At 68.4% G+C, this 12,311-nt stretch carries 10 protein-coding genes; 6 read left to right on the forward strand and 4 right to left on the reverse strand.

Annotated elements, in window-relative coordinates:
- Positions 1-19: 19 nt before the first annotated feature.
- Positions 20-985 carry a serine/threonine-protein kinase gene (locus E8A74_RS15495; protein WP_136929784.1) on the forward strand — a complete coding sequence of 322 codons (966 nt, stop codon included), beginning with the start codon at positions 20-22 and terminating at the stop codon, positions 983-985.
- A 40-nt stretch (positions 986-1,025) separates the two neighbouring features.
- Entirely contained in the window at positions 1,026-1,412 is a 387-nt protein-coding gene (locus E8A74_RS15500; protein WP_136929785.1) for a hypothetical protein, read from the forward strand.
- 1 nt (position 1,413) lies between these two features.
- Here the strand turns inward: E8A74_RS15500 and E8A74_RS15505 are convergent, their stop codons facing one another.
- From E8A74_RS15505 to E8A74_RS15520, 4 genes are read right to left on the reverse strand one after another with little or no spacing between them, the layout of a single operon-like run.
- Complete coding sequence (locus E8A74_RS15505) at positions 1,414-2,364, reverse strand: hypothetical protein (RefSeq protein WP_136929786.1); 951 nt, start codon at positions 2,362-2,364, stop codon at positions 1,414-1,416.
- 10 nt (positions 2,365-2,374) lie between these two features.
- Positions 2,375-3,055 (reverse strand): hypothetical protein, encoded by a 681-nt coding sequence (locus tag E8A74_RS15510; protein ID WP_136929787.1) that lies wholly within the window; start codon positions 3,053-3,055, stop codon positions 2,375-2,377.
- A 46-nt stretch (positions 3,056-3,101) separates the two neighbouring features.
- The gene (locus E8A74_RS15515) at positions 3,102-4,550 is read right to left on the reverse strand and encodes a GuaB1 family IMP dehydrogenase-related protein (RefSeq protein WP_136929788.1); all 1,449 of its coding nucleotides are present in this window, start codon (positions 4,548-4,550) and stop codon (positions 3,102-3,104) included.
- 48 nt (positions 4,551-4,598) lie between these two features.
- Positions 4,599-5,726 (reverse strand): hypothetical protein, encoded by a 1,128-nt coding sequence (locus E8A74_RS15520; protein WP_136929789.1) that lies wholly within the window; start codon positions 5,724-5,726, stop codon positions 4,599-4,601.
- Between the two features lie 243 nt (positions 5,727-5,969).
- On the opposite strand from E8A74_RS15520, the gene E8A74_RS15525 reads away from it, so the two are divergent.
- From E8A74_RS15525 to E8A74_RS15540, 4 genes are all read left to right on the forward strand, one after another.
- Entirely contained in the window at positions 5,970-7,802 is a 1,833-nt protein-coding gene (locus tag E8A74_RS15525; RefSeq protein WP_136929790.1) for a hypothetical protein, read from the forward strand.
- Entirely contained in the window at positions 7,799-9,559 is a 1,761-nt protein-coding gene (locus tag E8A74_RS15530; RefSeq protein WP_136929791.1) for an acetyltransferase, read from the forward strand. Before E8A74_RS15525 ends, E8A74_RS15530 begins: the two co-directional genes overlap by 4 nt.
- Positions 9,560-9,582: 23 nt before the next feature.
- Positions 9,583-11,034, forward strand: coding sequence for an OmpP1/FadL family transporter (locus tag E8A74_RS15535; protein ID WP_232379569.1), 1,452 nt, complete (start codon positions 9,583-9,585; stop codon positions 11,032-11,034).
- A 191-nt stretch (positions 11,035-11,225) separates the two neighbouring features.
- Positions 11,226-12,176: an alpha/beta hydrolase family protein gene (locus tag E8A74_RS15540; RefSeq protein WP_232379570.1), complete on the forward strand. Its 951-nt coding sequence runs from the start codon at positions 11,226-11,228 to the stop codon at positions 12,174-12,176.
- Positions 12,177-12,311 lie beyond the last annotated feature (135 nt).

The raw sequence follows: 12,311 nt of genomic DNA on the forward strand, positions 1-12,311 counted from the left end.
GTGGTAACCTCGGCCCCGCATGATGTCGGAATCGGACGAGGAGATCGCGGCGCGGCGCATCGGCACGTCGGTCGGGACCTGGACCCTCGAGCGCCTGCTCGGCATCGGTGGCATGGCGAGCGTCTTTCTCGGCCGTCGCCCCGATGGGTACGTCGCGGCGATCAAGATCCTCCATCCCTACCTGCAAGACATCTCCGAGCTGCGAAAGCGATTCCTCCGCGAAGGGCCCATCGGCAGCGCGCTCGCGGCCGTCGGCCCGCTCTGCGAAGGGCTGCCCGCCGTCTACGAGTCGGGCGTGTCCGAGGACGGCGCGGCGTTCATGGCGATGGAGCTGCTCGACGGCGAGACCGTCTTCGAGCGCATGGCGCGCAAGGGCGTGCTCTCCGTCGACGAGGTCTTGCGGATCGCGCACAAGGTCCTCGACGTGCTCGTCGTCGCGCACGCATTCGGCATCGTGCATCGCGACCTCAAGCCCGAGAACCTGCACAACGGCAGGGATGGGCGGATCAAGGTGCTCGATTTCGGCATCGCCCGCGTCGACACGCTCCCCGAAGGCACGGCGGAGCTGCCCGAGAAGACGGCCACGAAGACGGGCGTCGCCATCGGCAGCTACGAGTACATGGCGCCCGAGCAGGCGATGGGGAAAAACCAGGAGCTCGACGGCCGGACCGACCTCTTCGCGCTCGGCGCGACGATGTTCCGCCTGCTCGGAGGCCGCTACGTGCACGGCGACGCCGAGAACGCGCTCCTGCTCGTCGCCGCGGCCACGCGCCCCGCGCCTCCGCTCGCGACCATCGCGCCCCACATCCCCGCGCCCGTGTGCCGCGTCGTCGACATCGCGCTCGCGTTCCACAAGGAAGCCCGTTATCCCGACGCCGCGACGATGCGCTTCGACGTCTACTCGCTCCGCGCCGGCAAAACGCCGCCGTACGCGACGGCCGTCGCCGAGGGCCGCATTCGCGCGGGCGACAGGCCGCCCCGCTGACCTTGACATCCCGCGCCTCGCGCGGTCCCATCGGCGTCCCGTGGAAACGTTCAGGTGGTGCGGCTGGCCCGCGTGGGTGATTCTGCTGTTCGCGATCCTGGGGCTCGGCCTTGCGGCCCTCGGCTTCTTGCTCGCGCTCATGAAGAGGCCGCTCGGCGGCGCGATCGTGGGTGGCGTTGCGATCCTCGTGTCGCTCGGTTCGATCGGAATGGGGCCCGTCGGCGCGATGCTGGGCCGATCCATGACGGACCAGGCGCTTCAAGGGGATTACATCGATGCGTCCCAGCGGGCGCTCATCCGCGAGACGGGGTACGCCGAGGCCGACGGGTGCAAGGACGTCGGTCTGGCGCTCGGGACCACGCCGTTCCTCTTCTCCCTCGGGGCCCTCGTCCTCGGGATCGTCCTCCACAGCCGCAAGAAGAGCTGATTCAGGCCGCGGCGCCGATCCCGAGCGCCGCGACGAACCTTTGCGCGAGCGCCTCCGCCTCCGCCGCGTCGGGCAAACCCAGGACACGCAGCGCCTCGTCGCGCCCCGTATCCCGCGCCCGCGGGGCCACGATCGCCTGCGCGGCTTCCCTGCGCGCCGCCTCCACGCGCGCCCGCGCGGCCGGATCGAGCCGCCGCTTCGCCCAGGCGTCGATCGCATAGGCGAGCGCCGCGTGGCGCGCCTCCTCGTCGGCGATCCGCGCCATGGCGGCGCGCACCTCGGCGTCCTCCGCGAACGTCGCCTGCCAGCGCGCGACGAGCGCGCCGAATGCCTCCCGCACGCAACCCTCGGCCGCGTTGTGCGTCGCGAGCTCCTCCAGCGCCGCGCGCCGCGTCGCGCCGAACGGTTGTCTCGGCACACACGCCCCGTACCGCCGCGCGAGGGCCCGCGTGCGCCGCGTGTGCCGCCGTTCCTCGTCGGCCGCCCGCGAGGCCGCCCGCAAGAGCCTCCGCGGTGCCCCGAGCGCGGCGAGATCCCGCCGCAACTCCCGGAAGGCGATCACCGATCCGGCTTCGAGCGTGGCCGCGTCGACGAGCCATGCGCCCGCCGGCCCGAGATCCTTGGTGTCCAAACGTTTTTCCGGACCGTACCCTCCGAGCGGCCGCCGCCCCGCGCCGCACTCCGACATTTGTGTGCACTCGATCGCGGGCATCGTGCCTCCGTCTTCGAGGGGGATCGACGCCGGCACGCACGAGATCCCGTTCGGGCATTTGCGCTGGCATTCGTCGGCGATCCAGTCGCCCGCGTCCTCGACGCCCCCGTCGCTGCTCGGCGGCAGGAGCGGGATCTGCGACACGTTTTCCGGACACGGCCCACACGCGAGCCCGCGCGCCCCGAGCGCCGTCGTGGCGATGATCATGACGAAGAGCTTGTCGAGGTGCCTCATGTTCATGGCGTCGTCCTCAAGGGGAGGTGGAGATGGAAACCGAGCGCATTTGAAGTCCGCCGGGCGCGGGGGACTCGCCGAGCCCGGGCGCGATGGTCCCGCTCGACGCCGACCGCGTGATCCACACGCGGAAATCGCAGCCCGCCGTCCCGGGTTCGATCGCGAGGTCCGCCGGCTGGATCGCGTATACGCCGGGATCCTCCGCGAAATAACGCGTAATCGGCCATGACAAACAGGGGGCCGTCACGTCGACCCACGTCTCGAACGCGCCATCCGCCGCGTCCCAGTTGATCGGGATGGGAGACGCGCGGGAGGCGGGCGCGCTCGGGACCACGATCGAAAAAGGCGGAGGCGCCACGAGCTTGCTCACGAAGAGCTCGGTGCCGCGCAAAAAGACGAGGTCGAACTCCGTGGCGCTCGTCTCGAGCTGCGCCACGTATCCGAAGCCGCCGGCGACGAGGGCCTGCTCGGGGCCGCCCGGCTCGATGAGGCTCAAGTGATCGGTGTTATCCAGCGTGATGCTCGTCCCGTCGCCGAGCAACGTGACCAAAACCTGGGCCGTGCCGCCGTTCGTGCGCAGCTCGGCGAAGAGCGAGAGCTCGTCCGGCGTGAACATGCTCGATCCGCGGGGCTCGGAAGGCTCGCTGCACGCGGGGGCGGAGGCGAGGAGCAAAACGGCGAGGAGCGGCGCGCGCATCCCCGGAGCTTACCCGAAACTCGCCTCCGCCGGGAGCGCCCTTGCGTCAGCGCCGCACGGCGCCGTGGGGTTTGCCCTCACCGTACCCCGCGAGCGTCTGCACCCCGATCACCGCCTTTTCATGGAGCGCGGGCAAGCTCCGCGCGCCGGCGTACGTGCAGGCCGATTGCACGCCCGTGATCATGTCGATGAGCAGCGCGCCCACGCTCTCCTTGCCCTCCTGGATGTAAATGCGCGACGTCGAAATGCCCTCCCGGAAGAAGCTCTTTTTCGCGCGCTCGAACGGATCGATGTCGGCGGTCCGATCGTGCACGGCGCGGGCGCTCGCCATGCCGTAGTTCTCCTTGTAGAGCGCGCCCTCGCGGTCCTCTTTCACGTCGCCGGGGCTCTCGTACGTGCCCGCGAGCGCCGTGCCCACCATCACGCGTGACGCGCCCGCGGCGAGGTAGAGCGCCACGTCGCGCGGGTATTTCACGCCGCCGTCGGCCCATACGTGTTTTCCGTGCGCGTGCGCCTCGCGCGCACACGCGAGCACCGAGCTGAACGTCGGCCGGCCCGCGCCCGTTTGCATGCGTGTCGTGCACATCGCGCCCGGCCCCACGTTCACCTTCACGATGTCCGCGCCCGCCTCCAGCAAATCACGCGTGCCTTCGGCGGTGCACACATTGCCCGCGACGAGCGGCACGGCGCTCCCGATGGCCTTCCGCACGGCCCGGATGGCGTCGATCATGCGCCGCTGATGGCCGTGCGCCGTGTCGAGCACGATCGCCGAGACCCCGATGTCCACGAGCCGACGGGCAAACTCGGGCGCGTTCGCCGAAATGCCCACGGCGGCCGCGACCATGAGTTCGCCGCGCCCGGACAAACTCGGCCGGAGCAGCTCCAGCCGCACGGCGTCGTCGCGCGTCAAGACCCCCACGAGCTTGCCCTGAGCGTCGAGCACGGGCACGGCCTTCACGCGCGCCTCTTCCATGAGGAGGAATGCGTCGCGGTTCGGCGTGCCCGCGGCGATCGTCACGAGGCGCGAGGACATCAGCGCCGAGGCGGGCGTGTACTGATCCCGATCCCGCAGGTCCGCGTGCGTGACGATGCCGAGGACGCGGCGCTCGTCATCCACGACGACGACCATGTCATGGGATCGCTTGCGGATGATGCCTTGCACGTCGCGCAGGCTCTCGCGCGGCGAGACCACGAGGGGCGTATCGTACCGGGGATCGGCGCTCTTGATGTGCCCGACGATGCGCTCGGTCGTATCGAGGGCCATGTCCTGGGGCAGCACGCCGAGACCGCCGAAGCGGGCCATCGTCTCCGCCATGCGTTTGCCCGTGACGGCATTCATGTTCGCCGAGACGATCGGGTGCGACCCACCCGGAAAATCGACCGGCCGGAGATCGACGTCGAGGCGCGAGACGCCCTCGAAATACCCTGGCGTCAAGAAGACGTCTTCGAGCGCGAGTTCGAGGTTTTCGTCCCGCTCGGGATGGAGAAATCGCATGCGGCAACTCTAGCCGAATGCGGCGAAAACGACGAGCGGAGGCTCGGTTTATTGCGGGCTGGCGGCGTCGGGCGAGGCGGGGGCCGCGGGCGCAGGCTCGGCGGGCGCGGGCTCCTTGGCCGGCTCCGGCTCCTTCGCAGGCTCGGGCGTGGCCGGGGGCTCGCTCGACGTGGGCTTCGTGGCCTCGGGCTCGGCCTTTTCCTTCGGCGGAGCGGGCAGGAGGTCTCCTGTGATGTTCAGCGCGAGGATGATGTAGGGGACGGCCTGCGAGACGTCCTGGCCCGTGCGGTAGGGCGACTTCAGCCACCAGTTCGCGACGAGCAGGAGCGTCGGTTCGAGCCCAGCGCCGTCCGGCTTTTTGAACGTCCACGCCGCGATGGGCCCGAGCCGGTGAATCGCGCCGGGCGCGCGGGTCTTGTCGTTGCCGGGTGCGAAATGGTCGTCGTTGTAAAACGCCTGCCCCGTCGTCCAGCGCAGGCCGACGCTGAGGCGGTTGTCGAGGCCCTGGAAGAGGAGATCGGTGTCGTTCGAGTACCAGAGGCCGCCGTCGCCCACGAGCAGATCGTAGAAGATATCGTAAAAGACGCGGTCGCCCTGGCGCAGCTTCATGTCGGGCCGGCCGAACCGGAAGAGGTTGCGCGCCGCGACGGGGCCGAACTTGAACTGCAAGTTCGCGCCGGCGATGAGCTGCGTGCCGGTCGTCGAATAATTTTTCTGGGGGTCGCCCTTTTCGAGGTCGCCGCGCCGAGCGAGTTCGGTGTCGCTGTAATTCACCTTCGTCGCGTCCGCTGTGGGGTACGATTGCAGGAAGTTGAACGCGCCGAAATACGCGATTCCCTCGTAGAGCGCCCAGAGCTGGAGGAAACTCGCCGGCTGGATCTGGATCGTGGGTCCGCCGCGGGCGAACGCGCCGCTCAGGGACGGCGCGAGTCCAATGCCGATGAAATTGTCCCGGAGCGCCACGCTCTCGCTCTTGTAAAGCCGGTATCGGTAGACGAAACGTGCGTCCGTGATGAGGCCGAGCGGATTCCACCGGAACAACGTCAAATCGTTATAAACGATCCGGTGCTGCGGGGGCGGCCCGTCGCGGTACGCCTGGGCCTCGGCGTCCTGGGCGGTCGATAAAGTTACAAGCGCCGCGAGGGCGGCGAGCGAGGGGGCGAGAAAGCGGCGCATGGAAGAGCTCCGTGGAGAGGCGGTCGCCTATGAAATGGGCATCCTATGGCTTTCCTTCGTTGCAGGTCAAGCGTTCAGGACGGCCCGGTTCACGCGCGGCGCGCCTGCCGTTGACGGCGCATGGCGTCGCCCAACGATCTCGTTTGGAACGGGAGAAGGCGATCATGCCTCCAGGCTTTGCCGCATCGCGGCAAGCGTCCCGGGCGCTTTCGCCTCGTTTTCGTTCCGACGGAGATGCGCTCCATGCGGACCTCGACACGCACCCGTTTTTGGCTCCTCTGCCTACCGCTCGGCGCTTGTGGTGGCCCCGCGGCCACCACCGAGCTCTCCGGCGTCGAGCCGCCGGCCGAAGGCGACGAGGCCCCGCCGCCGCCGATTCTCGCGAATCGGGTCCTCCTCGCCCGGCCGGGCCCCGAGGTGTCCGAGGAGCTCACGCTGGAGCTCGACAAGGCCAAGGCCCTTCGAATGTTCGGCGAATCCGCGCGGCGCATCCGGATCCTCGACGTCGACTCCACCAGGCTGCTTGGCAACGTCCTCGACGCCATCCGCGACGCCTGCGGCGATGGCTGGAGGCTCGATCAGAAAAACCCCGGCTACGATTGCACGCAAACCGCGCTCGGGCGGACCTTCGGGCCCGCATGGCGCACTTCGGCCGAGTTCGGCCTCGTGCGTTTGCTCGGCATGACGCCGGCGAATACGGATCTTTCGGGGACGAGCCTTTCGACGTTCTCCGAGCTCGTCGACCAAAACCCGACGACGTTCCGCTTCGATTTCGCCGAGGTGCTCGCCGAGACCCTCGGCATCGGGCGCACGGATCCCGTCGTGCCCACGGCGGCGCTGGTGCGCTCGCTCCAGGAAAACTTGCTCGGCACGCATCCGGGAATCGACGACCCCTCGGGAAAACTCCCGGTGACCCTCTATGACGCGCTGAAAGACCTCTCGACATTGCCCGAAACCTTCGGCCCCGTGGGCAGGAGCCCGTTCGCAGGCTCCGGCGAGCATCCCGGCGTGCTCGTGCCGGACGACGGGTATTTCGCCACGCGGAGCGACGTGCTCGGCCCCGATTTCCGCATGCGTGTGGTCGCCGAATCGAACCTGCGCCGCGTGCGCGGGATCGATCTCTCGTCTGGCGGCGGTGACATGTTCTTGATGGAAGGCCGCGCGCCGCTCTCGTTCGATTTCGAGGATCCCGAGCGGCTCGTCATCCGGGGCGTCGCAGACGTCCCCACGGTCGACATGCGTTTCGCGACCGTCGAGGCGGACCATTTCGTCCCCTCGTGTGAGGCCGATCCCGGCTGCCGTCCGTTTTTCCTGGAATCGATCGTGACGAGCAGCGCGCGGCGCGCGTACGGGCAGCGGTCGTACGATCGTTGTTACGTCGGGCTCAACGGCGAATGCCTGGTCGGCGTGACGATTGGACGGGGTCGTGCGCCGGGGTGGATCACGTTCGCGAATGCGATCCGGGGCGTGACCGTGCCGGAGCCGCGATTCCTGTGGGAGCTCCTGGCGGAGGTCGCGCAGATTTCGCTCCACGATCCGACGGGCGACGGCGCCGCGGACATCCCCGAGGGCGCGGCGAGGCCCGTGTTCGCGCTGCGGAACGTGCCGATCGGCCCGCGTGGCGCCGAGCTCGTCCAGGCGATGCGACCGATGTTGCAATCGCAGGCGGACCTGATGGCGAACGTCATCGTCGGGCGGTTCTGGGAGAACAACCACGACCTCGATTTCTACGTGCGTCGCGACGCGGAAAGCAGGCGGTCGCTCTTGTATTTCGTGGCGCCCTCCGATCCAAAGCCAGGCCTGGCGGGCTCGGACCAGCCCAAGCCTTATCGCTACGAGCGCCCCGGGTTCTTCGAGAGCCCGGATCTCGCCGAGGAGAGCCGCCTCTCGAAGCGGCAAATCCCAGGCGTCGCCGACACGGAGCACGAGAAGGTGCCGCTCTCGCCGGGTGAGCTCGTGCTTTATGCGGAGGACGACACGCGCGACGTCTACGAAATCCGGATCCTGGTGCCCGAGGAGGAGGGACGCGATATGATCGTCGATTTCGAGAAGGTCGCCTCGCGGAGGTCCCAATGACCCCGCGACGATGCGCTGCCCTGCTCGCCCTCCTCGGTGCAGCGGGATGCGTCGAGCCCGTCACGCTGGAATCGCCCCCGCCCGAGCACGAGCTTGCCGTGGGCGAGAGCCGCGCGATCACCTTGCGGTTCCTGCGGCTCGACGTGGAGGATTTCGCGCAGACGCTCGGCCCGGAGGAGCTCCGCCGGTTGCCGCGAAAAACGCTCGAAGAGACTTGGCTCTTCGACATGGAGCTCCGGCCGCTCGTGGAGAATGCGCTCGATCGATTCATGCGTCTCCCCGAAGACGAAGCGAATGCGCTCCCGCAGCCGGCATGGAACATGTTCGCGCTTCTCCACATGACGCCGGCGAGCGCGCGGCTCGAAGGCACGTCGCTCGCGGGGCTCACGGCCGTAGGCGAGGGCGTCGGGATCTCGCCGTCGCGGATCCTCGCGGACCTCGCGGGCGTGGGGCCGAACGAGCCGCTCGCCCCGCGATCGATCGTCACCGACGTCGTTCTCGACCAGGTGATTGCGACGCACCCGCGCGCGCGCGTCCGCAAGGGCCCGGTGAGCGCCGATCACCCCGAAGGCCTTTACGACGTGGAGAAAGGGAAAATTGCCCTGACCCTCCACGACGTGGCCACGGATTTCGCCTCGCTCTCGGAGCGGTTTGGCCGGGCGCCGCTCGATCCGACGCGCCCCGAAGGCCCCGCGCATCCCGGATTTCTCCAGTCCGCCTCCGGCCTCTCGACCGCCGACGGGGGTTTTCGGATGACGGTGCGGCTCGACGTGAATGCCTTGCCGTATCGAGGCATCGATGCCTCCCATGCGCGCGTCGCCAGCGTGAACTCGATCGGCGGGCAGATCGGCCGCGCCTTCGATTTCACGGATCCGCGGTGGCTCGAAGTGCAAGGGCTCGCGGAGGACCTCGCGATCCGGGAGATGACGATGACGATCGACGAGGACCCGGCCTACCTCGCGCCCGGGACGCGCCGGGATCCGCGGCCGCTCGGCAATTCTCCTGTCTGGAATGCGGCGCCTTGGGTCGAGGAGCGTGTCCTCGCCGAGGCGGGGCGGCGCCTCGCGGCGCGTATCCCGCCCCATTGCACCACGTATTCGCCGGCGGGTGAGGTCTCCGATCCTTTCGAGGCCGTGCGGGTGTGCATCGATGGTGCAGGATGGGTGCAGATCGACATCGATCCGAGCGTGATCCTCGACCAGACGTCGCCTCGGCCGTCGTATTACTGGGACATGCTCCTCGAAGTCGCGCAGGCGCGAATGCACGACGGCGGGCTCGCGGAGGGCGAGGCGAACGTGGTGATGGCCGTGCACGACGTGCCCGTGGGCGTGCGAACGGAGCAAGTCGTCGCGCGAATTCGCGAGAACATCGAAGGGAACCCCGCGACGCTGCGGGAGATCGCCGAGGCGCTGACGCAGAACACCCGCGGCGACGCCGATGTCTTCTACGTGCAGCCCGAGGGGAGCGCCGAGGATTGGATCTATTTCGTGGCGCCCGAGGACATCCGGAAGGACGCGGAGGGCAATCCCGTGCGGCCGTACGCCTACACGCGCCCGGGGTTCTTCGCCGACGCCGCGCTCACGCAAAAGGTGTCCTCGCGCGTCGAGATCGACGGGGACGCAGCGCACGAAAAGGTGCCGATTGCGCCGGGCGATCGGCTGTACGTGGAGGACGCCGAGGGGCGCGTCTTCGAGATCGTCGCGGAAGAAAAGCCGAGCCTGCACAGGCTCTTGCTCGTCGTGACGCGCGTGTCGTGAATCGATCGAAGGGGGAGAGCACCATGTCACGTCGTCCGCTGCGTATCGTGTCCTTGCCCCTCCTTTTCGGCGGGCTCCTCGCGTCACGAGGCGCGGGCGCGTCCGGGCTCGACGCGCCGCTCGTGGGGAGCGGACAATCCGGGCCGACGATCTCCGACGGCGCGGCCATTCACTGGAACCCCGCAGCGCTCGCCGATCTCGATCGCCCCGAGCTCTTCGGTGGCGCGGGCCTCGTCGCAGGGCGCGTCGGGTATCGCCGCGAGCGGCGGGGAACGTACCAGACGCCCGACAGCCTACGATTGCGAGGGCCCATGGCGGCGGGCGAGACGGACCCCGGAAAACATGGTTTTGCCAGGGAGGTGATCGCGACGCCGCTCGCGCCGACGGGGGATCTGTTTTTCGCATGGCCCATGGCCGAGCGGCGGCTCGTCCTCGGGCTCGGCGCGTACGTGCCTTATGCAGCGGCGCTCGATTTCCCGGCGAATGGCCCGCAGGCGTGGCAGCTCCGGCAGGCGTTCATCGTGGCGTCCTACGTGACGGCGAGCGCGGCCCTGCGCGTGCTGCCAACCCTCTCGTTCGGCGCGGGCGTCTCGTACGTCGGCGGCCTCGCGAGCCTCTCCAAGAAGCAAGACTTCGCGGAGCTCCCCGAGTTTCAGCGCGCGTTCTCGGATCCGCCGATTGGCCAGCCAAACGAGTTCGGCCCGAACGCGCCGAGCCACGTGCGCGAGCTCGACGTGCTCTCGCGGCCGATCTCGATCACGAACGCCCTGAGCCACGGGATCTCGTTCAACGTCGGCCTTTTGTACCAGCCTTCCGAGGACGTCCGCCTCGCGCTCGCCTATCAGCACGGCGCGCAGATGCGGTACCGGGGGCGCTTCGCGCTCGACATGAACGATCCGTTCTTCACGCAGGACCTCGCCGCGCAGGGGCTCCGGTATCCGCCGCTCGTCCAAGGGGATGCCGAGCTCGCCTTCCGGCTCCCGAAGCGAATCACGGCAGGCGCGTCGTATCAGGCGACACGGGCCTTCCGTGTCGACGGGTTCGTCCAGTATGTGACCTATTCGGACGTGGACGCGTTCGTCGTGACGACCCGATCGCCCTCGCTCGCGCAGCCGAAGCTTGGGATCGGGCCCTCGGTGCGGGCGATCTTGCCCCGGACGTGGAACGACACGGTGTGGGTCGAAGCCAATGGGCGCTTTGCGCTCTCGCGGCACTTCACGATGTCGGCGACGGTCGGGTATCAATCGCCGGCCTCGCCCGACGAGACAATTGACGTGGGCTCGCCCGACGGGCACCGGCTCGTGGGCGGTCTCGGCGCTGTCGTCCGGGCGACGTCGTGGCTCGATCTGCATGCCGACGCGCGCGCGCAAGGGATCCTGCCGAGGACGGTGACGACCTCGCGGAGCGACGTCGGCAATGGCAGGTACACGATGGCGATCGGATACCTCGGCGGGCACGCGAAGGCGCGGTTTTAGTCTCGAATTCGCGCGTCTGCACGACCTCGTCGTCGCGCCGCCCCGCCCCCGCGTCGCGGCAGAGTTGCGATCAAACGAGCAATTTTGTCAAAAAAACAGCGTGGACTCGCATTCCTCGCCCATGGAGGGGCCTGTCGTGGTTTTTGCGTCAGGATCTTGCGCCTTCTCAGCATACCTGCTGGGATTTAACCATGACGTACGTTCTACCTTCACCTCGTCGCGTTCTCCACGTCGCCCGCGTTCTCCGTCGTATCGGACAGATCGGAGGGCTCGCGCTCTCGCTCGCGAGTCTCGTCGGTTGCGGGGGTGATCTGGGGGACCCGTCCGAGGAGCTCACAGCGGAGGCGCAGGCCGCCTCCTGCGTGGCGGAGCCCATGCTCATTTCGTACGGATCCGAGCCGGACCAGTTCGGCGAGCTGCGCGTGCCTCCGGGGCGCGGCCCGCATCCCGTCGCGGTGCTCCTCCACGGCGGCTGCTGGACGACCATCTTCGGGCTGGAGCAAATGAGCGACATGGGTGAAGACCTCACGCAGAGGGGTATCGCCACCTGGAATGTCGAATTCCGCCGCATCACATACGGCGGCACGGATTCAGGACATCCGGAGACGTTCCTCGATGTCGGCGCGGCCATCGACAAGCTGCGCACGCTCGCCCCGATCTACGATCTCGACCTCGACGAGGTGGTGACCGTGGGCCACTCCGCGGGCGGTCACCTCGGCGTATGGGCCGCCGCGCGCCCGAATCTCCCCACGACGAGCCCCATCCGCGGCACCAATCCGCTCCCGCTCTCGGCCGCCGTCTCCCTCGCCGGCGTGCTCGATATCGCCGATCCCGTGGCGCGCGGCGCTTGCGGGACCCTCGCCGATCAGCTCCTCGGCGGCACGCCCACGGACGTTCCGGAGCGTTATGCAGAGAGCAATCCGAGCGAACTCGTGCCGATCGGGGTGCGGCAAGTGCTCATCCACGGGACCGCCGACGACATCATCCCGCTCTCGTCGAGTGAGAACTACCGTGAACATGCGCGCGATGCAGGGGACCACGTCTCCTTGAAGAAAGTGCACAACGCCGACCATTTCGACGTGATTACACCCACGTCGCCCAAGTGGCCGCAGGTCCGTGGCCGAATTCTCAGCGCATTCTAGGAGGATGGAAGGGCTTCCGTCAAAACCCCGGCGCCCTTCCTATTGTGTCGTTGGTCTGTATCCTGGGTCTCGAAGGGCGCGTCGGTTCAGGGAATTCCTGGGCGGATGCGTACGATCTACCGGTTCGCCTGCATT

It is taken from the genome of Polyangium fumosum, assembly GCF_005144585.1.
In the GTDB taxonomy this organism is placed as follows: domain Bacteria; phylum Myxococcota_A; class Polyangia; order Polyangiales; family Polyangiaceae; genus Polyangium; species Polyangium fumosum.

Excerpts from the sequence above, each read along its gene's own strand:
- E8A74_RS15495 (WP_136929784.1), top strand. The coding sequence starts at position 20 with ATGATGTCGGAATCGGACGAGGAGATCGCGGCGCGGCGCATCGGCACG.
- E8A74_RS15505 (WP_136929786.1), bottom strand. The coding sequence starts at position 2,364 with ATGAACATGAGGCACCTCGACAAGCTCTTCGTCATGATCATCGCCACG.
- E8A74_RS15510 (WP_136929787.1), bottom strand. The coding sequence starts at position 3,055 with ATGCGCGCGCCGCTCCTCGCCGTTTTGCTCCTCGCCTCCGCCCCCGCG.
- E8A74_RS15515 (WP_136929788.1), bottom strand. The coding sequence starts at position 4,550 with ATGCGATTTCTCCATCCCGAGCGGGACGAAAACCTCGAACTCGCGCTC.
- E8A74_RS15520 (WP_136929789.1), bottom strand. The coding sequence starts at position 5,726 with ATGCGCCGCTTTCTCGCCCCCTCGCTCGCCGCCCTCGCGGCGCTTGTA.
- E8A74_RS15525 (WP_136929790.1), top strand. The coding sequence starts at position 5,970 with ATGCGGACCTCGACACGCACCCGTTTTTGGCTCCTCTGCCTACCGCTC.
- E8A74_RS15530 (WP_136929791.1), top strand. The coding sequence starts at position 7,799 with ATGACCCCGCGACGATGCGCTGCCCTGCTCGCCCTCCTCGGTGCAGCG.
- E8A74_RS15535 (WP_232379569.1), top strand. The coding sequence starts at position 9,583 with ATGTCACGTCGTCCGCTGCGTATCGTGTCCTTGCCCCTCCTTTTCGGC.
- E8A74_RS15540 (WP_232379570.1), top strand. The coding sequence starts at position 11,226 with ATGACGTACGTTCTACCTTCACCTCGTCGCGTTCTCCACGTCGCCCGC.